Annotated in this window: 17 protein-coding genes; 12 read left to right on the top strand and 5 right to left on the bottom strand. The window is 72.9% G+C overall.

The annotated features are described in order from the left end of the window. Both ACT2CW_RS44635 and ACT2CW_RS44630 read right to left on the bottom strand, forming a co-directional pair. Positions 1–642, bottom strand: a complete 642-nt coding sequence (locus tag ACT2CW_RS44635; RefSeq protein ID WP_445520730.1) for an ABC transporter permease — start codon at positions 640–642, stop codon at positions 1–3. Beyond that, on the bottom strand, positions 639–1,769 hold the full coding sequence (locus tag ACT2CW_RS44630) for an ABC transporter ATP-binding protein (protein WP_445520754.1): 1,131 nt from the start codon (positions 1,767–1,769) through the stop codon (positions 639–641). The genes ACT2CW_RS44635 and ACT2CW_RS44630 overlap by 4 nt, the downstream gene beginning before the upstream one ends. Before the next feature lie 161 nt (positions 1,770–1,930). Between ACT2CW_RS44630 and ACT2CW_RS44625 the strand changes: the two genes are divergently transcribed. The 3 genes from ACT2CW_RS44625 (at position 1,931) to ACT2CW_RS44615 (ending at position 5,148) form a co-directional block, all read left to right on the top strand. Further along, positions 1,931–3,457 (top strand): aromatic amino acid ammonia-lyase, encoded by a 1,527-nt coding sequence (locus tag ACT2CW_RS44625; protein WP_375792341.1) that lies wholly within the window; start codon positions 1,931–1,933, stop codon positions 3,455–3,457. Between the two features lie 31 nt (positions 3,458–3,488). After that, complete coding sequence (locus ACT2CW_RS44620; RefSeq protein WP_206282435.1) at positions 3,489–4,433, top strand: MurR/RpiR family transcriptional regulator; 945 nt, start codon at positions 3,489–3,491, stop codon at positions 4,431–4,433. A 127-nt stretch (positions 4,434–4,560) separates the two neighbouring features. After that, positions 4,561–5,148: a hypothetical protein gene (locus ACT2CW_RS44615; RefSeq protein ID WP_182472560.1), complete on the top strand. Its 588-nt coding sequence runs from the start codon at positions 4,561–4,563 to the stop codon at positions 5,146–5,148. A gap of 552 nt (positions 5,149–5,700) precedes the next feature. On the opposite strand, the gene ACT2CW_RS44610 is transcribed toward ACT2CW_RS44615, so the two are convergent. After that, complete coding sequence (locus ACT2CW_RS44610; protein WP_445520729.1) at positions 5,701–7,062, bottom strand: diaminopimelate decarboxylase; 1,362 nt, start codon at positions 7,060–7,062, stop codon at positions 5,701–5,703. A gap of 114 nt (positions 7,063–7,176) precedes the next feature. After that, complete coding sequence (locus tag ACT2CW_RS44605) at positions 7,177–8,202, bottom strand: MDR family NADP-dependent oxidoreductase (protein WP_445520728.1); 1,026 nt, start codon at positions 8,200–8,202, stop codon at positions 7,177–7,179. Between the two features lie 230 nt (positions 8,203–8,432). On the opposite strand from ACT2CW_RS44605, the gene hutU reads away from it, so the two are divergent. The 4 genes from hutU to hutI all read left to right on the top strand — a co-directional run bounded on the left by hutU (position 8,433) and on the right by hutI (position 14,201). Next, positions 8,433–10,094 (top strand): urocanate hydratase, encoded by a 1,662-nt coding sequence (gene hutU / locus ACT2CW_RS44600; protein ID WP_445520727.1) that lies wholly within the window; start codon positions 8,433–8,435, stop codon positions 10,092–10,094. Between the two features lie 224 nt (positions 10,095–10,318). Continuing rightward, positions 10,319–11,506 (top strand): allantoate amidohydrolase, encoded by a 1,188-nt coding sequence (locus tag ACT2CW_RS44595; protein ID WP_445520726.1) that lies wholly within the window; start codon positions 10,319–10,321, stop codon positions 11,504–11,506. After that, entirely contained in the window at positions 11,503–12,966 is a 1,464-nt protein-coding gene (locus ACT2CW_RS44590; RefSeq protein ID WP_445520753.1) for a formimidoylglutamate deiminase, read from the top strand. Before ACT2CW_RS44595 ends, ACT2CW_RS44590 begins: the two co-directional genes overlap by 4 nt. Positions 12,967–13,022: 56 nt before the next feature. Continuing rightward, positions 13,023–14,201, top strand: coding sequence for an imidazolonepropionase (hutI, locus tag ACT2CW_RS44585; RefSeq protein ID WP_445520725.1), 1,179 nt, complete (start codon positions 13,023–13,025; stop codon positions 14,199–14,201). Between the two features lie 102 nt (positions 14,202–14,303). Here hutI and ACT2CW_RS44580 read toward each other — a convergent pair whose 3' ends face one another. Further along, a complete protein-coding gene (locus ACT2CW_RS44580) occupies positions 14,304–15,251 on the bottom strand; it encodes an RNA polymerase sigma factor SigF (protein ID WP_138915296.1) in 948 nt (315 codons plus the stop codon). A 252-nt stretch (positions 15,252–15,503) separates the two neighbouring features. On the opposite strand from ACT2CW_RS44580, the gene ACT2CW_RS44575 reads away from it, so the two are divergent. From ACT2CW_RS44575 to ACT2CW_RS44555, 5 genes are all read left to right on the top strand, one after another. Beyond that, positions 15,504–15,872 carry an STAS domain-containing protein gene (locus tag ACT2CW_RS44575; protein WP_037954359.1) on the top strand — a complete coding sequence of 123 codons (369 nt, stop codon included), beginning with the start codon at positions 15,504–15,506 and terminating at the stop codon, positions 15,870–15,872. 183 nt (positions 15,873–16,055) lie between these two features. Then, positions 16,056–16,583, top strand: coding sequence for an ATP-binding protein (locus tag ACT2CW_RS44570; protein ID WP_445520724.1), 528 nt, complete (start codon positions 16,056–16,058; stop codon positions 16,581–16,583). A 170-nt stretch (positions 16,584–16,753) separates the two neighbouring features. After that, positions 16,754–17,548, top strand: a complete 795-nt coding sequence (locus ACT2CW_RS44565) for an LPXTG cell wall anchor domain-containing protein (RefSeq protein ID WP_414082287.1) — start codon at positions 16,754–16,756, stop codon at positions 17,546–17,548. Between the two features lie 26 nt (positions 17,549–17,574). Next, positions 17,575–18,600 (top strand): COG1470 family protein, encoded by a 1,026-nt coding sequence (locus tag ACT2CW_RS44560; protein ID WP_445520723.1) that lies wholly within the window; start codon positions 17,575–17,577, stop codon positions 18,598–18,600. Next, positions 18,597–19,676, top strand: a complete 1,080-nt coding sequence (locus tag ACT2CW_RS44555; RefSeq protein WP_445520722.1) for a hypothetical protein — start codon at positions 18,597–18,599, stop codon at positions 19,674–19,676. Before ACT2CW_RS44560 ends, ACT2CW_RS44555 begins: the two co-directional genes overlap by 4 nt. Position 19,677 lies beyond the last annotated feature (1 nt).

Genomic DNA, 19,677 nt, shown 5'->3' with positions numbered 1-19,677 from the left:
TCAGGCACGCCTCCTCAGCCACGGGGTGCACAGCCACTGGATGGTGACCAGCACGGCGTCCGCGACCAGCGCCAGCAGCAGGGACAGGACGACTCCGGCCACGACGGGGGTGGGGTAGTTGCGCTGGAAGCCGTCGGTGAACAGCTGGCCGAGGCCGCCGTACCCGATGTAGCTGGCCACGCTGACCAGCGATATCGCCATCACCGTGGCCACCCGTACGCCCGCCATGATCACCGGGAAGGCGAGCGGCAGCTCGACGGTGAGCAGGGTGCGCAGCGGGCGGGCGCCCATCGCGGTGGACGCCTCGCGGACCTTGGTGGGGACGCTGTCGAGGCCCTCGACGGTGTTCCGGAGCAGCACGACCAGGGTGTAGATGGTCAGGCCGGTGATCGCGGTGGAGCGGGTGAGGCCGGTGATCGGCAGCAGCAGGACGAAGATCGCGATGGAGGGGATCGTGAACAGGATGTTCGAGAGCCCCAGCAGGAGTCCGCGCAGCGGGCGCACCCGGTGGGCGATCACCGCCAGCGGCAGCGCGATCAGCAGCCCGAAGAGGACGGCGGGGACGGCGGTGGAGAGGTGGTCCAGGGTGAGCGTGACCAGAGTGCCCTGATGGTCGGGGAACCAGCCCCAGTCGATGGTCATGCGGTCACGCTCGTGTCGGAGCTCTTCGGGTCCCCGTCGGCTTCGGGAGCCTCGGCGGCGTTCTTGAGCGCGGCCGCGCGGCCCGCCTCCGCGTGGCGCCGCCCCGCGTACTCATGGATCGCCTCGCGCCCGGTGACCCCGGTGAGCACCCCGTCGGCGTCCACCCGGGCCACCAGACCGGCGGGGGAGGCCAGCGACTCGTCCAGGGCGGTGAGCAGCGAGTCGCCGTCCCGCAGTGCGCGCACCGGCAGCAGCGGGGCCCGGTCGCCCTCCGGCCCCTCGGTGTCGCGCCAGCCCAGCGGCTCACCGCGCTCGGAGGTGACCAGCTGCCAGCGCTGCCCGTCGGCGGGCACGGGCTGCCGTGCCACGTCGGCGAGGGTGGACAGGGAGAGCAGCTTCAGCCCGCGCTCGGCGCCCAGGAAGCCCGCCACGAAGTCGTCGGCGGGGCTCGCCAGCAGCTCGGCGGGGGGTGCGCACTGGACGAGATGGCCGCCGGTGCGGAAGATCGCGATGCGGTCGCCGAGCCGTACCGCCTCGTCGATGTCGTGGGTGACGAAGACGACCGTCTTGCGCAGCTCGCTCTGGAGCCGCAGCAGCTCGTTCTGGAGCTGGGTCCGTACGACCGGGTCGACCGCCCCGAACGGCTCGTCCATCAGCAGCACCGGCGGATCGGCGGCCAGCGCGCGGGCGACCCCGACGCGCTGCTGCTGACCGCCCGAGAGCTGGTGCGGGTAGCGCTTGCCGGAGTCGGCGGGCAGCCCGACCAGCTCCAGCAGCTCGGCCGCGCGGGCCCGGGCCTTGCGGCGGCCCCAGCCCAGCAGCAGCGGAACGGTGGCGATGTTGTCGAGAATCGTGCGGTGCGGGAAGAGCCCCGCCTGCTGAATCACATAGCCGATCCCGCGCCGCAGCTCGGCGGCGTCCGCCTTCAGGACATCACGCCCGCCCACGCTCACCGTGCCGCTGCTCGGTTCGACCATGCGGTTGACCATGCGGAGGGTGGTGGTCTTGCCGCAGCCCGAGGTGCCGACAAGAACGGTGATGCCCCCTTCCGGGAGTTCGAGACTGAGGCGATCCACCGCTGTGGTGCCGTTCGGGTAGTGCTTACTGACGTCCTTGAAGCTGATCATCCGCTTCCCCTTGCCCTGTCTGCATATAGTCATGCACAGTCATAGTCGAGTGAATAGAAGTCAAGAGGTCTGCGTTAATCACCGGTTACTTCTGCTCGCGATGCGGACGGAGCGCTAGGCAATTGGCCCGAAAGGGGCGTATTCGAGAGGGGTTGCCCTGGATGTTGTCTCACATGCTGGACGCTGATCACGCGGCGGCCGACGGCGCCGACGGTGCCGACCCGCGGATCACGCTGGACGGCCGGAGCCTACGCGTCGTGGATGTCGTGCGCTTGGCCGACCGGCTCAGCCGGCCCGCCGCGCCCGATCCCACCGCGCTCGCCCTGGCCGAGCGCGCCTGGGAGACCGCGGACCGGCTCGCGGCCACCGGCCGCGTCTACGGGCGCAGCACCGGTGTGGGCGCCAACCGCACCGAGGACGTCGGCCCGGCCGACTCCGACCACGGGCTGCGGCTGCTGCGCAGCCACGCCGGTGCGATCGGCGCACCCCTGCCCGGCCGCGAGGTGCGCGCCATGATGGCCGTCCGCGCCAATCAGCTGCTTGCGGGCGGCGCCGGGCTGCGCCCCGCCGTCGTCACCGCGCTCGTCGAGGGCCTCGACAGCGGCGCCCACCCGGTGATCAACGAATACGGCGCGGTCGGCACCGGGGACCTCGCCGCGCTCGCCCAGACCGGTCTCGCGCTCGTCGGCGAGCACCCCTGGGACCTCACCGAGGCCGTCCCTGGCCGTCGCGCCCCCGACCCCATCACGCTCGACAGCAACGACGCCCTGGCGCTCATCAGCAGCAACGCCCTCACCCTCGGCCAGTCCGCGCTCGCCCTCGCCGAGCTGCGGCGGCTGCTGTCCGCCTCGCTCGCCGTGGCCGCGCTCTCGCTGATCGCGGTCGGCGGCTCGTACGAGGCGTACGCCGAACCCGTCCACGCGTCCCGGCCGCACCCCGGCTCCGTCGCGGCCGCCGCCCGGATGCGCGCCCTGCTCGGCGCCCCGCCCCGGCCCACCCCGCCGCTGGGCCGCATACAGGACCCGTACGGCTTCCGCTGTCTGCCGCAGATCCACGGACCGGCGCTGGACGCGGCGGACGCGCTGGAGCGGGTGCTGGCCGTCGAGTTCAACGCCGCCGCCGAGAACCCGCTGATCAGCTCCACCGACGAGGCCGCCTACCACCACGGCAACTTCTACGCCGCGCACACCGCACTCGCCCTGGACCACTTCCGGCTCGCCGCGCTCCAGACCGCCCGGCTCTCCACCGCCCGGCTCGCCGCGCTCAGCGAACCCGACTTCACCCGGCTGCGCCCCTTCCTCGGCGACGCCGCGCCCGCGAGCTCGGGCGTGATGATCCTCGAATACGCGGCGGGGGCGGCCCTCGGCGAGATGCGCGCGGTCTCCCACCCCGCCTCGCTGGGCCACGCCGTGCTCTCGCGCGGGGTGGAGGAACAAGCCAGTTTCGCCTCGCTCGGCGCCCGCCAGACGCTCCGGGTGGCCGACCACTACCGGCTGGTCCTGGGCTGTGAACTCGTCGCGGCCGTACGGGCGTTGCGCCAGCGCGGGCTCGAGCCGGACCCGGAGCTCCCGGCCGGTGTGGCCTTCGCCCTGGCGTCGGAAGTGCTCGATCCCCGGATGGAGGACCGGCCGTTGACGGAGGATGTGGCGGTGGCCGCGCGGCTGCTCGACCGGCTGGCGGGGGTCTGAGGGACGAGGGTACGAGGGTCAGGAGGACGTGATGGATACGGAACACGGGGTGAGCGACGGGGTGGGCGGTGCGCGGATGACGCAGGTGGACGAGGGCGCCACGGCGGTGTCGGCGGGGGTGCCGGGCGTCCCGGCCGCTTCCGGCGCCTCGACCGCCGCCCGCCTCCAGGCGCTCTTCGAGGGCCACCGGCTGACCCCGACCCAGCGGCGGATCGCCCACTGCATGGTGCGGCGGGCCGCGGACGCGCCGTTCCTCTCCAGCGTCGAGCTGGCCGAGCTCGCGGGCGTCAGCCAGCCGTCCGTGACCCGCTTCGCGGTCGCCCTCGGGTTCGACGGCTATCCGGCGCTGCGCAAACATCTGCGCGATGTCGCGCCCGCGGAGCCGGAGGCGGACGAGGGGTCCTACAACGAGTACCAGCAGGCCGTGCAGTCCGAGATCGACAATCTGCGCCATCTCGCCGCGCTGCTGGCCGACCCCGCCCCCGTCGTCCGCGCCGGACGGCTGCTCGCCGACTCCCGTCCGCTGCCGGTCCTCGGGCTGCGCGCCGCCTCCGCGCAGGCCCGCGGCTTCACCTACTTCGCGCGCAAGGTCCATCCGGACGTCCGGCTGCTCGACGAGGGCGGCACGATGCTCGACGACCGCGTGGACGCGGCGAAGCGGGCGGGCGCGACGGCACTGCTGTGCTTCGCGCTGCCGCGGCATCCGCGCGAGGTCGTGGAGGGTCTGGAGTACGCCAGGGAGGTGGGCCTGACCGTGGTCACCGTCGCCGACAGCGCCTTCGCCCCGGTCGCCCGCCACAGCGATCTGCTGCTGCCCGCGGCGGTCGGCACGGGCCTCGCCTTCGACACCGCGTGCGCGCCGATGCTGCTGGGGCGGGTGCTGCTGGAGGCGATGTGCGACGCGCTGCCGGACGCGCAGGCGCGGCTGGAGGAGTTCGACGCGAAGGCGGCGGAGCGGGGCCTGTTCGTGGAGTGAGCCGGGCCTCCGGGCCGCTCTGTGTGCCAACCCCCGTTCCTCTCACCGAATTCTCAGGCATCCTGGCTAGATTCCTCGATTCGACAGGGATTTCTTCCGGAATTCACCAGGCGTGAGGAGGTCGGTCGTGGGGCGCGGGGCGTATGCGCTGGCACGGGTGGCGGTGATCGTGAGGGCTCCCGCGGGGTGGCTGTGGTGGCCCGGTGTGCTGGCCGCGGGGGTCGGGGCACTGGTGCCGGGGCTGACCGGGCGACGGATCGGAGTGCTCGCCGGGGCGGCGCTCTTCCTGGTCGCGGGGGCCGTGGTGTTCGTGGTGCGCCGCAAGCGGTATCTGGAACTGGCGCGCGACGCCTCGCGCGCGGGCAAGGCGGTCTTCCTCCAGGACCGCGCGGTGACCGTAAGGACCCGGCGGCGCGCCCTGCGGTGGTGGCTGCTGCTGGCCTTCCTCGCCGCGATGGGTTCGTCCTTCGCCGTTCCGGCGGCGGGCGGGATGCTGCTGGCGGGGCTGGGCGCCGGGCTGTGGGCCAAGGCGTGGTGGCTGGGCCGCTGGGAGCGCGCGCACGACGCGCTGCTGTGGGTCCGTACGGAGCGGGTCTCCCGGGGGCGGCCGGCGGGCAAGGCGGTGGACGGCTACCAGACGACGGGGATTGTGGCCGGTGACGCGGGGCCGGGTGGCGCGAGGCGGTCCCGGGCGATGGCGGGGGCTGGGCGCTGAGGGGTTGCCCCGGTGGGGTTGCCCCGGCGGGGTTGCGCGGCGTGGGTTGGTGCGGCGCCGTCTCGCGCCTTCGGCGCCTTTGAGCATGGGGGCAGGGGTGCCCTGGCCGGGGCCCGTCGCCGGCGGCCCGCCCGTGGGGGCGGGCCCGGTGGCGGCGCCTGTCCGGCCGGGGCTTCGCGCCGATCCGGACTGCCGGGGGGGTTGGGGTACCCCTCTCGAAAACGTTTGACAAATTAGTTGCGCCAGATCAAGTGTTTTCTTGAAGGGGGTACCCCCCACCAGGCGGAAGTGGCCGGGCTCGGCCGGACCACGCGGGGCCCGCAGTCCGGCAACGGCCTTGGCTCCGGGGCACAGAGGCCGCCACCGGGCTTCGCCCCCACCGGCCGGTGGTCGGCGACGTGGCCCGCGCCCGCCCCCACCTGCCCCGATGCTCAATCAACGCCGGCCCAGACGAAAGCGTCACCTGTACGGCGGACGTCGGAGCCCCACAGCCTGGGAAACAGCTCGGGCGCCCCACAGCTTGGGCGCCCCACAGCCTGGGCGCCCCGCGCCCTACCGCAACCGGCTCAGCCCCAGCGCATGCTTCGCGCCGCTCTCGGTCACGATCTCGTCCACCGTCTGCGGCTCCCGTACCGTCGCGAAGCGCACATTGCCGTCGGGGCTCGTCGCGTCGAAGCCGTAGATCCCCGGGCGGGGCAGGCTGTTGTACGCGAAGTGGTTGGAGAAGTAGTACGCGCCGGTGTCCAGCAGGGCGACCAGGTCGCCCGTCGCCAGCTCCGGCAGTGCCCGGTCGCGGGCGACCAGATCGCCCGCGAAGCAGCAGGGACCGGCGATGTCCTGGGGGACCGGGCCGTCGCCGGTCCCGGCCTTGGGGCGGCCCTCCGCGTCGTAGGCCAGGACCCGCAGGGGCCAGGCCTCGGGGGCGAAGACCGTACGGGTGGCGAGCTGGGCGCCCGCGTGGGTGACCGCGATCGGGCGGCCGCCTGCGGACTTGGCGTATTCGACCCGGGCCAGCACCAGGCCGGACTTGGCGAGCAGGGACCGTCCGAACTCGGTCACCAGCTTGTACCGCCCGTCGAGGAGCCCCGGCACGGCGGCCCGCAGCAGTTGGGCGTACTCCCGGAAGCCGGGGGTGACCTCGTCGGAGGTGAAGTTCACCGGGAGGCCGCCGCCGATGTCGAGGGCGTCGATCTGCCGCCGGCCGACCGCCTCGTTGATCTCCTCGGCCAGTTCGTAGGCCACCCGTATGCCCGCCGCCATCAGCTCCAGCGGACAGCCCTGGGAGCCGACGTGCGCGTGCAGCCGGGTCAGCCAGGGGCGCTCGGCGAAGGCGCGCACGACCCACGCGCGCGCCCCCGGGTCCTGGAGGGCCACGCCGAACTTGGAGGTCGCGGTGGCGGTGCTCATCGCGTCGATGCTGCCGCCGCCCACCTGGGGGTTGACCCGCAGGCCCAGGGGCGGGGGCGGGGCCGCGCGGTGCCCCACCAGCGCGTCGAGCCGCTCCAGCTCCTGGGGGTTGTCGGCGTTGACGGCGATGCCCAGGTCGAGGGCCTCGCGCAGCTCCGCGGCGGTCTTGGCGGGGGAGTCCAGGACGATCCGGTCGGGCGTCACCCCCGCCGCGCGGGCCAGCGCCAGCTCGCCCGGGCTGGCCACCTCGCAGCCCAGGCCCTCGTCGGCCAGCAGCCGCAGGACGGGGACGAGCGCGGCGGCCTTGACCGCGAAGGCGTGCAGGATGGGCGTGCCGGGCGCCACGACCTCCTCGAAGGCCGCGCGCAGCCCGGCGGCCGCGGAGCGGATCCCGGCCACGTCCAGCAGCCCCACGACGGGCTGGTCCGGGCCGAGCAGCCGCTGTTCCACGGCCGCCCGTACGGCCTGTTCGCGCCGGGTGGCCATCGCAACCGCGTTCGACGTCATGCTTTCAGCCAACCATCCGGAACGGCCGCGGACCAGCTCCGCGGGGGGCGCTCCGGGGGCGGGGCCGGGCGGTCGCGGGGAGCGCGGCCCCGGAGCCGGGCCGACCGACCCGGCCTACAGCTCCACCAGCACTGCCCCGAGATGGCGGCCCGCCACCAGCTCGCACAGCGCGCCCGGCGCCCGGTCGATCCCCGTCAGCCGGGTGTACGGGTAGGTGAGCGCGCCCTCGCGCAGCGCCCGGCCGAACTCGCTCAGATACCCGGGCATGGCGTCCTGGTGGTCCACCGCGCTGATGCCGCGCAGCGTGACGCTCCGGGTGATCAGGTCCAGGGTGCTGATCGCGGTCGGGGCCAGCGCGTCGTCGGAGAGCTGTGCGGCCAGCGCGCCGACCAGGGCGAACCGGGCGTTGCGGCGGGCCAGCGCCAGGGCGGCCCGCAGCTGTTCGCCGCCGACGGTGTCGAAGAGGACGTCGATGCCGTCGGGGGCGGCCGCGCGCAGTTGCCCCTCGATCGATCCGGCCGCCCCGGCGCCCCGCAGCACGACCGCGTCATAGCCCAGCTCCCGCGTCAGCCGGTCGGCCTTGTGCCGGGAGCCGGTGGAGCCGATGACCCGCGCGGCGCCGTGCAGCCGGGCGAACTGCCCGGCCAGGGAGCCCACTCCGCCCGCCGCGCCGGTGACGAACACCGTGTCGCCACGGCGCACCCCGGCCCCGCGCACCACCCCCAGCCAGGCGGTGAACCCCTGCGAGAGATGGGCGGCGGGGTCCGGCAGCACCTCGGGGTCGACGGGCGAGACCTCGGGGGCGTTCAGGACCGCGTACTCGCGCCAGCCCGCGCGGTGGCGGACGAGGGTGCCGGGGGCGAGGTCCGTGCCCGGCGCCCGTACCACCTCGCCGAGGGCTGCGCCCCGCATCACCTCACCGGCCTTGTGCAGCAGCTGGGGCAGGCCGAAGGCGTCCGGGTCGGCCAGCGTGAGCGGGCGCATCACGGCGGCGACGCTCATCAGCCGGTTGCGCACCAGCACCTGACCGGGGCCGGGGGCGGGGACGGGAGCGGTGACGACCTCGAAGTGACCGGGGGTGAGCTCCCCGTCGGGCAGGGCCGCCAGACGGACCTCGCGGTGGGTGGCGGGGAGGGACACGAAGGGCTCCTCGGCGGGCGTGGGGACACGACCTGGTGACGCTACCCCGTGGCCCGGCGCGTCTCGGCCGTGACCAGCACGGGGAGCCCGCGTCGCGGAACCACCTGGGCGTATGCGGAACCCCTCGGTATTGACTAGTCATATTCATCAGCATCAAGATGTGAATAACTCGATCCAGTCGACGCAGTCCATGCAGTCGAACCAGTTGATGGCACAGGGAGGCTTGGCCCATGACAGGACCGCGACCCGTACGGGCGCCGCGTGGTGCAGAGCTCAGCGCCCGGGGGTGGCAGCAGGAAGCCGCCCTGCGGATGCTCCAGAACAACCTCGATCCGGAGGTCGCCGAGCACCCCGACAAGCTCGTCGTCTACGGCGGCACCGGTAAGGCGGCCCGCGACTGGCGCTCGTTCGACGCCATGGTCCGCACCCTGCGCACGCTGAAGCAGGACGAGACGATGCTGGTCCAGTCGGGCCGTCCCGTGGGCGTCATGCAGACCCACGAGTGGGCGCCGCGGGTGCTGATCGCCAACTCCAACCTGGTCGGCGACTGGGCCAACTGGGAGGAGTTCCGCCGCCTGGAGGCGCTGGGTCTGACCATGTACGGCCAGATGACCGCGGGCTCCTGGATCTACATCGGCACCCAGGGCATCCTCCAGGGCACGTACGAGACCTTCGCCGCGGTCGCCGCCAAGAAGTTCGGCGGCACCCTGGCCGGGACGATCACCCTTACCGCGGGCCTCGGCGGCATGGGCGGCGCCCAGCCGCTGGCGGTCACCATGAACGACGGCGTCGCGATCTGCGTCGACTGCGATCCGCGCGCCATCGAGCGCCGTATCGACCACCGCTACCTGGACGTCCGCGCCGACAGCCTGGACCACGCGCTCCAGCTCGCGACCGAGGCCCGGGACGCCCGGCGCCCCCTGTCGATCGGCGTGCTGGGGAACGCGGCCGAGCTGGTCCCGCAGCTCCTCGCGATGAACGCCCCGATCGACATCGTCACCGACCAGACCAGCGCCCACGACCCGCTGTCGTATCTGCCGGTCGGCGTGGACTTCGACGAGATGGCCTCGTACGCCGCCGAGAAGCCCGCCGACTTCACCCAGCGGGCGCGCGAGTCCATGGCCAGGCACGTCGAGGCCATGGTCGGCTTCATGGACGCGGGCGCCGAGGTCTTCGACTACGGCAACTCGATCCGCGGCGAGGCCAAGCTGGCGGGCTTCGAGCGCGCCTTCGCCTTCCCCGGCTTCGTCCCCGCCTACATTCGGCCGCTCTTCTGCGAGGGCAAGGGCCCGTTCCGCTGGGCGGCCCTGTCCGGCGACCCGAAGGACATCGCGGCCACGGACAAGGCGATCCTGGAGCTCTTCCCGGAGAACGAGTCGCTGGCCCGCTGGATCAAGATGGCGGAGGAGCGGGTCCACTTCCAGGGGCTGCCCGCGCGTATCTGCTGGCTCGGCTACGGCGAGCGTGACAAGGCGGGCGAGCGCTTCAACGAGATGGTCGCCGACGGCACGCTCGCCGCACCGCTGGCGATCGGCCGCGACCACCTGGACTGCGGCTCGGTGGCCTCCCCGTACCGCGAGACCGAGGCCATGCTGGACGGCTCGGACGCGATCGCCGACTGGCCGCTGCTCAACGCCATGGTCAACGTCGCCTCGGGCGCCTCCTGGGTCTCCATCCACCACGGCGGCGGCGTCGGCATGGGCCGCTCGATCCACGCGGGCCAGGTCACGGTCGCCGACGGCACGGCGCTGGCGGGCGAGAAGATCCGCCGCGTCCTGACGAACGACCCCGGCATGGGCGTCATCCGCCACGTGGACGCGGGCTACGACCGAGCGGACGAAGTAGCGCAAGAACGCGGCGTGCGGATCCCGATGCGCGAGGAAGAAGCGTGAGCGACGATCGTCAGCCGGTTGTGGGCAATCGTTCCGCGGAGGGGGCACCTCCCAGCGGTAGCTGGGGGAGGAACGGGTGGGCACAACCCGACCACCGGGCGGCACCCGCGCACGAAGCGGAAACCCATGCAGGGGGTCGGGCGCCGTCGCCGACTGCGGGTGCGGGTGTGCCCACCCGTTCCGCCCCTGCGGAACGACTGCCCACACCCGCTTCTTTCCACGACATGTGGCGCGACCTGAAGCCGGTCGGCCGGGACAAGACAACAAACGGCTACCGCCGCTACGCCTGGACCAATGCGGACGCCGACTGTAGAACGTGGTTCAAGGAGCAAGCCCAAAACCGCGGCCTCACCTACGAAGTGGACCGCAACGGCAACCAATGGGCCTGGTTGGGCGACCCGGAAGCCGGAGACGCCGTCGTCACCGGCTCCCACCTCGACTCCGTCCCCGACGGCGGCGCCTTCGACGGCCCGCTGGGCGTCGTCTCCTCCTTCGCCGCCCTCGACGAGCTACGAGCACGCGGCGCCCACCCCACCAAACCGCTCGCCATCGTCAACTTCGGCGACGAGGAGGGCGCCCGCTTCGGCCTGGCCTGTGTCGGCTCCCGGCTCACGGCGGGGCAGCTCACCCGGGACCAGGCGTACGCCCTGCGCGACGCGGACGGGCTGAGCCTCCCCCGGGCGATGGAGCGCGCCGGTTACGACCCGGACGCCATCGGCCCGGACCCGGAGCGGCTGGCCCGCATCGGCGCGTTCGTCGAGCTCCACATCGAGCAGGGGCGCGCCCTGGACGATACGAACAACCCCGTGGGCGTCGCCTCCGCGATCTGGCCGCACGGCCGCTGGCGGTTCGACTTCCACGGCGAGGCCAACCACGCCGGGACGACCCGGATCGAGGACCGCCGCGATCCGATGCTCACCTACGCCAATACGGTCCTCGCCGCCCGTAAGAAGGCCAAGCTCGCCGGGGCGCTGGCGACCTTCGGCAAGGTCAGCGTCGAGCCCAACGGGGTCAACGCGATCGCGAGCCTGGTCCGCGGCTGGCTGGACTCGCGCGCGGCCGACGAGGAGACCCTGGCCGCCGTGGTCGGCGAGATCGAGCGCGCCGCGGTCGAGCGCGGACAGCGCGACGGAGTGGACGTCCGGGTCACCCGGGAGTCCTTCACCCCGGTCGTGGAGTTCGCCCACGACCTGCGTGACCAGCTCTCGGGCCTGCTCGGCGGCGTCCCGATCCTCCCCACCGGGGCCGGGCACGACGCCGGCATTTTGTCCGCGTCGGTTCCGACGGCCATGCTGTTTGTAAGGAACCCCACCGGCGTCTCGCATTCACCCGCGGAGACGGCGGGCGAGGACGATTGCCTCGCCGGTGTGGCCGCACTCGCGGAGGTACTGGAGGGCCTGGCGTGTCACTGACGGCGCAGACGTACTGGGCGGAGCACGCCTGGGTGGACGGAAGCGTGCGGTCGGACGTGGTGATCGTGGCCGCGGCCAATGGGCGGATCACGGCGGTGGTGCCCGGGAGTCCGCGGCCGCCCGCCGGGTCCGTCACCCTCCGTGGTCTGACGCTCCCCGGCCTGGCCAACGCCCACAGCCACGCCTTCCACCGGGCCCTGCGCGGAGTCGTCCAGGCGGACGCCAGGACGAACGGCGCGGCGGACGGCGAAAACGGCGGCGAGCCGGGAGCCGGGACCGGAGCCGAGACCGGGGACGAGGCGAACGCCCGGCCCGACCAGCAGCGCAAGGGCGGCGCACCGGACTCCTTCTGGACCTGGCGCGAGGTGATGTACGGCGTCGCCGACCGGCTGACCCCGGACAGCTACTTCGAGCTGGCCCGAGCCGTCTACGCCGAGATGGCCATGGCCGGGATCACCTGCGTCGGGGAGTTCCACTACCTCCACCACGCGCCCGGCGGCGCCCGCTACGGCAACCCCAACGCGATGGGGGAGGCCCTGATCGCGGCCGCGGCCGAGGCCGGTATCCGGATCACCCTGCTCGACACCTGCTATCTCTCCTCCGGTTTCGGGGCCGAGCCCAACGAGCACCAGCTGCGCTTCTCCGACGGCACCGCCGAAGCCTGGGCCGAGCGGGTCTCCGGGCTGAAGGGCGACGGCAACACCCGCATCGGCGCGGCGATCCACTCGGTACGGGCCGTCCCCGTCGATCAGCTGGCGACCGTGTCCGGCTGGGCCGACGAGCACACGGCGCCCCTGCACGTCCACCTCTCCGAGCAGACGGCGGAGAACGACGCTTGTGTGGAGGCTCACGGCTTCACCCCCACCCGGCTGCTCGCCGACCACGGGGTGCTGGGCCCGCGCACCACCGCCGTGCACGCCACCCATCTCACCCCGGGCGACATCCGGCTGCTGGGCCACGCCGGCACCGGCGTCTGTATGTGCCCGACCACCGAGCGTGACCTCGCCGACGGGATCGGCCCGGCCGTCGAGCTCCAGAGCGCGGGCTCACCGCTCTCGCTGGGCAGCGACAGCCATGCCGTGATCGACATCCTGGAGGAGGCCCGCGCCATGGAGCTGGACGAGCGGCTGCGCACCCGCGCCCGGGGCCACTGGACCGCGGCCCAGCTGCTGCGGGCCGCCACCGCGGACGGTCATGCGGCGCTCGGCTGGGGCGCGGAGGCGGGCCGGATCGAGGTGGGGGCGCTCGCCGACCTCACCACGATCGCGCTGGACTCGGTGCGCACCGCGGGACCGCCGCCCCGGCTGGGCGCGGAGACCGCCGTATTCGCGGCGACCAGCGCGGATGTCCGGCACACCGTGGTCGGCGGCCGCCATGTCGTACGGGACGGCGCCCATCAGCTCGTCCCGCGTGTGCCGCAAGCGCTGGCCGAGGCCATCGAAGCCCTGCACGGACCGTGACCCGGCCGCTGCCGGCACCGCCGCCGGCACGGCCGACGAAGGAGAGCACCCCCACGATGACGACCGCGACGCCCACGACGGCCATCACCGACATCGCCACTCTGGTCACCAATGACCCCTCCCTCGGTGAAGGCCCCCTCGGCCTGATCCGGGACGCGGCCGTCGTCATCGACGGCGACCGCATCGCCTGGGTCGGTGAGTCCAGCAAAGCACCCGCCACCGACAACCGGGTCGACGCCGGTGGCCGGGCCGCCATTCCGGGCTTTGTGGACTCCCACTCCCATCTGGTCTTCGCGGGCGACCGGACCGAGGAGTTCAACGCCCGGATGTCCGGCCGCCCGTACAGCGCGGGCGGGATCCGCACCACCGTGGCCGCCACCCGCGCCGCCTCGAACAACGTGCTGCACGCCAACGTCGGCCGCTATGTGGCCGAGGCGCGCCGCCAGGGCACCACGACCGTCGAGATCAAGTCCGGCTACGGGCTGACCTCGCACGACGAGGCCCGCGCCCTGACCATCGCCGGTGCCCACACCGACGAGGTGACCTTCCTCGGGGCGCATATCGTCGCCCCCGAGTTCGCCGACGACCCGGCCGGGTACGTGGATCTGGTCACCGGCCCGATGCTGGACGCCTGCGCCCCGCACGCCCGCTGGATCGACGTCTTCTGCGAACAGGGCGCCTTCGACGGCGACCAGGCCCGCGCCGTCCTGACCGCGGGCAAGGAGCGCGGGCTGATCCCGCGGGTCCACGCCAACCAGCTCTCCTACGGCCCCGGGGTGCGACTGGCAGTGGAGCTGGGCGCCGCCTCCGCCGACCACTGCACCCATCTGACCGAGCAGGACGTCGACGCGCTGGCCCAGGGCGAGACGGTGGCCACCCTGCTCCCGGGCGCGGAGTTCTCCACCCGCTCGACCTATCCGGACGCGCGTCGGCTGCTCGACGCGGGCGTCACGGTCGCCCTGTCCCCGGACTGCAACCCGGGCTCGTCCTTCACCAGCTCCATGCCGTTCTGCGTCGCCCTGGCCGTACGGGAGATGGGGATGACGCCGGACGAGGCGGTGTGGGCCGCCACGGCCGGTGGGGCGCGGGCCCTGCGCCGTACCGACGTGGGCCGGGTGAGCCCGGGCGCCCGCGCCGATCTGGCGCTGCTGGACGCCCCGTCCCATGTGCACCTCGCCTACCGCCCCGGAGTGCCGCTGGTCTCGGCGGTGTGGCACGAGGGCACCCTGGTCTGACGGCACGACGGAGACACGCGAGACACACATAGGCGCGGGGCACACGGATAAGGGCCCGTCCCGGGCGATCCGGGGGCGGGCCCTTATCCGTCTGCGGAGGCGTCACTCCTCGATCATCAGACCCTTGCGGAGCCGACGGAGGGTGCGCGACAGCAGCCGCGAGACATGCATCTGGGAGATGCCCAGCTCCTCACCGATCTCCGACTGCGTCATATTGGCCACGAAGCGCAGGGAGAGGATCTTCCGGTCGCGGGCAGGCAGATCGGCGATCAGCGGCTTCAAGGACTCGACGTACTCGATGCCTTCGAGCCCGTGGTCCTCGTATCCGATCCGGTCCGCCAGCGCGCCCTCGGAGTCGTCCTCCTCCGGCTGGGCGTCCAGCGAGCTCGCGGTGTACGCGTTGCTCGCGGCCATGCCCTCGACGACCTCGGCCGGGCTGATGTCCAGTCGCTTGGCCAACTCGCCGACGGTGGGGGCGCGGTCGAGCCGCTGTGCCAGCTCGTCGCCGGCCTTGGCCAGGTCGAGACGGAGCTCCTGGAGGCGCCGCGGCACCCGCACCGACCAACTGGTGTCGCGGAAGAAGCGCTTGATCTCCCCGACGATCGTCGGCATCGCGAAGGTCGGGAACTCCACGCCCCGGCCGGTCTCGAAGCGGTCGATCGCCTTGATCAGGCCGATGGTGCCGACCTGGACGATGTCCTCCATCGGCTCGCTGCGGGAGCGGAACCGGGAGGCGGCGAACTTGACCAGCGCCAAGTTGAGCTCGACCAGGGTGTTACGCACATAGGCGTACTCGTGGGTGCCTTCCTCCAGCACCTCGAGACGTTCGAAAAGGGTCTTCGACAGAGCCCTCGCGTCCACCGGCGCTACCGTGTCATACGGCGGGATTTCCGGCAGATCGGACAATTCCGGCAGTTCATCGAAGAGATGGCCGACGGTCGCCGAGGCGTCAACGTCGGGGGTGAACTGCTCGGGCAGGGGGGCCGACGAAACGGTGGTCCGAGTACTCCCCGTGGGTTCGGTACGCGTGTCGTCGAGGCGGGGTGACATAGTCTCCTCCATCGTTCTTCGGCATATGGCTGCCGGTGCCATAACGTGCTGCTCCGGTGAGCGGCGCCTCCAAAGCCGGGCCGTAGCGGGTGTGACCCTCTACGCCTACCTGCATCGGCCACCAAGTGGCAAGTCCACGTTGTCCATATTTGCCGAACTATGCGAAATGTTCGGCTACCAGAGCGGCGGGTAGAAGGCGTAGGGTTCGATGCGCGCAATCGAAAGCAACGAGACGCCAGAAGAGGTGCGCAGATGGACCGCGGGATGGTCGGCAGCGCCAGCAAGGGCCGACTTCAGGTCGAGGTTCGGCACCACGGGGCGAGTGCGGTCGTCACGCCGGTGGGTGAGCTGGACCACCACACCGCCGAGGTGCTGCGCGAGCCGCTTGAGAAATGCGTGGAGGGGGGACGTGTCCGGCTGGTGGTGGACTGCTCGAAGCTGGAGTTCTGCGACTCCACCGGGCTCAATGTCCTCCTCGGCGCGCGGCTCAAGGCCGAGGCCGCGGGCGGCGGGGTCCACCTGGCGGGGATGTTGCCGATCGTTGCCCGGGTGTTCGAGATCACGGGCGCGGACGCCGTCTTTACCGTGCACGGGTCGCTTGACGCCGCCCTTGTCGAGTGACATAGCTCACTCCTGTTTCCGGCGTGTCATCGATGGGTCATCGATGCGTTGCCCGCGTCACATCGATGGGGCGGAAGTAGTGGGTGTTCTCACGCTTTGGCCGGGCAGGAGACAGGCTGAAACTGTTGAAGAGATCAGGTATCCCTTGTCCCTGAATCGGTGAATCGGTGAGGTGAAGCGCTGATGAGCACCACGCGGCCGTACCCGCCGGGCGACCGCGGCCCGGACCCGGACGGCCCAGCCGCTTCGGCCTCCCCACCGGCCCCCCCGACCGCCGGCGCCCCCCCGACCGTCGGCCCCACCCGCCAGATCCGCAGACTCCATCTGATCGGTGCCAGCGGGGCCGTGCCGCGCGCCCGCGACTTCACCCGCCAGGCGCTGCGCGACTGGGGGTGGCTTCCGGCCGCGACCGCCGACCACCGGGCCGCCGCCGAGGATGTGCTGCTCGTCGTCTCCGAGCTGGTCACCAACGCCTGTCTGCATGCCGAGGGCCCCGAGGAGCTGCGCGTCAGCTGCAACGCCAAAGTGCTCCGTCTGGAGGTCGTGGACCTCGGCACCGGTACGCCCGCGCCGCGCACCCCGCACCGCGCCGGACGCCCCGGCGGCCATGGCATGTTCATCGTCCAGCGGCTGTGCCTGGACTGGGGGGTCGTGCGGAACGTGGAGGGGACCGGCAAGACGGTCTGGGCCGAGCTGGCCGCGCCGGGCTGAAGAGCACGGCTCCGGCGCCACGATCCCGCTTTCCCTCACCCCTTCTCCGCCCCACGCCGATCCGGCGTGCTCTTTGTCTTCCCTTGACAAGGTCCCCGGCGTACCGTCAGCGCCCAATCTGATGTGCCGTCAGTTACATTCGGCTGCGGCGCTTGACGAGAGGGGATCTCGTGGTGTCCCACAACCAACGCCGTCCGGCCGGCCGTGGCGGCGCCCTCACGCTCGCGGCGGCCCTGGCCGGGTCCGTGGTGCTGCTCACCGCCCCGGCCGCGCACGCCGACACCGTGGACGTCGACTACAAGTGCAAGACGCCGATCGGCGACAAGAGCGCCGTATCGCCCATCGACATCAAGAGCGTCGCGAGCGGCGGCGCCTACAAGCTCACGATGTCCTTCCAGAAGGGCGTCTCCTCCAGCCCCGTCGAGCTCGGCAAGGGCGCCATGCACCCCAGCGCGCTCATCAAACTGGGCGGAGCGGAGAGTGGCACGGTATCGGTGTCGGGCCCCACCAACGACAAGGCCATCCCCGCCAACACCCCGATCAAGATCAGTGACCTGTCGGGTACCTACACCCCCAAGAAGAGCGGAAAGGTCACCTTCACCGCGTCCACGCTCACCATCAAGGCGCTGGGCACGACCACGACCTGCACCCCCGGCAACAACCCCAAGCCCTCGCTGACGCTGGACGTCAAGGCGGCGGGCGGCGGCGGAGACTCCGGCTCCACCGGCGGTTCGGGCAGTACGGGCGGCTCGGGTAGTACGGGTGGTACGGGCAGTACGGGTGGTACGGGCACGGGCGGATCGGACGGATCCGGCGGTGCGCAGGGCGGCTCCGGCAACGGCCAGCTGCCGCAGACCGGACCGACGGACTCCGCCGTCGCGCTCGGCACCCTCGGCGGCACGGTGCTGCTCGCCGGGGTGGCCGGGGCGCTCTGGCTGACCCGCCGTCAGCGTCCCACCTCCTGACGCGCGCGGCAGCCGAGGAGCCGCCGATGCTGTCGCGTATCCGTACAACGGTCCATGCCGTCATCCGCCCGGCCGTGCGGGTAGCCGTACGCCCGGCCGTGCGGGCAACCGTACGCCCGGCTGTGCGGGCAGCCGGGCGTCCGGCCGTCCGCCGAGCCGTCCGCGCCTGTGCCCCGGTCCTGTTGGCCGCCTCCCTGATCTCCCTGGTGGGCCCCGCTTCGTGGGCCGCCACGGCGGCCGCCGCCGGGCCCGACTGGTCGGCGGCCCCCGCCGCCGGGGGCGGCGGCGCGCCGGGCGCGGGTGACCGGCCGTACATCTACCTCGAAGGCGGGCCCGGCGCCGTCCTCGAGGACAAGCTCTCGGTCACCAACCGGAGCGAGCACCCCCGCACCGTCCGGCTGCGCGGCGGCGACGGCGCCCGGATCGCGCTCGCCGAACGGCGGGTGACGGTGCCGCCCCGCACCCGCGCCGACATCCCCTTCACCGTCACCGTTCCCTCCGACGCGGTGCCCGGTGAGCACCCCGGCGCGGTCATGGTCTCCTCCGGCGACCGGGAGATCGCGGTCCGGCTGCGGCTGCGGATCAGCGGCGCGACGCTGTCCGCCCTCTCCGTCGAGGACGTGACGGTCCAGGGCCACGGGGACGGGGCGGCCATCCGCTACGCCCTGGTCAACCGCGGCAACACCGTGCTCACCCCCCGGCTGGCCGTACGCGCCGACGGGCTCTTCGGCCAGGTGCTGCGCCGGGCCCCCCGCACCCTGCCGGTCGAGCTGCCGCCGGGCAAACGGGTCCGGCTCACCGAGAGCTGGCCGGACCCACCCGCCCTGGACTCGGTGGACGTGAAGCTCACCGTCACCGCGGGCGGAGGCGCGCACGCCACCGCGACCGCCGGCTACACGGCCGTCCCCTGGTGGCTGCTCGCACCGGCGGCGACCGCCTTGGCGGGCGCCGGGGGAGGCGTCTGGCTGCTGCGCAGACGCCTCCGACACCGCACACCGCGATCGCAGCCGCAGCCGGAACCGCAGCGCACAGGGGCAGGAGCGACCACGTGAACGCACGCCGACACCCAGCCACCCCGGTCCGGCCCTCCGCCGTGCTCACCGTGCTCGCCCTGGTTCTCGCCACCCTCGGCGCGCCCCTTACGGGCGGCGCCGCGGCGGCCGAGGGCCCGACCGCGAAGGTCTCCAAGGCCGAGGCGGGTACGGGCGGCACGGTCACCGTGACCGGCGCCCACTGGCGGCCGCGCGCCCTGCTCACCCTGCTCATCTGCGGCCAGAACATGATCGGCGGCACCAACGCGTGCGCCAACGGCGACGGCAGGGCGGTCACCGTCGGCAAGGACGGCACGTTCACCAAGAAGCTGCCGGTGTCCGAGCCGCCCAAACCCTGCCCCTGTGTCATCCATATAGCGACCGTCACCGGCGAAGCCGCCGCCGCGGACGTGGCGTTCAAGGTCGCCGGACACCCGGTCGCGCCGCTGCCGAAGGAGCGGACCGGGGGCGAGCGGCTGAGCGTGCTCTCGGCCCGGCTCGACGGCTCCAGCGGGGTGCTGACCTGGTTCGGCGCACCGCCGAGGCGGAAGCTCGTGGTCACCGTCGCCAATCTCGGCTCGACCCCGGCCCGCGACCCGGTCTTCGAAGTGGGCAGCTCGCATGGCGTCTTCGCCCCGTCCTGGGAGGAGCAGCGCTGGCGGGGGACCATCAAGCCGGGGAAGAAGGAGCAGGTCAAGCTGGACGTCGAACTGTCCTCCGGGGCCCATGGCGACTATCTGGTCTCACTGCGCTACGGCCACAAGCTGCTCGTCGAACAGCCGTGGGCGGTGGGACGGCCTTGGGGCGTCACGCTCTTCTGGGTCCTGCTGTGCGTGGTGGTCTCGGCGACGGTCTTCCGGATCGGCATGGCCGTCGTGGACAAGGTACGGCCCCGTACGGCCCGGACCGCGCCGCCACCGCCCCCGTTCCCGCCCTCGCCGCCGCCGCCGCCGTCGCCGTCCGGACCGGCCGCGGCGGACGGCGCACCGCCGGCGCTGCCCTGGTTCACCCCGGACACCGCGCCGGAGGCTCGGCCGCACCACCAGATTTCCGCACCGACCGAGGAGATCCGACCGACCCCGAAAGGAACCACGTGAG

The organism is Streptomyces sp. NEAU-174 (assembly GCF_052665095.1).
This window is presented reverse-complemented; position numbering and strand designations above follow the sequence as displayed.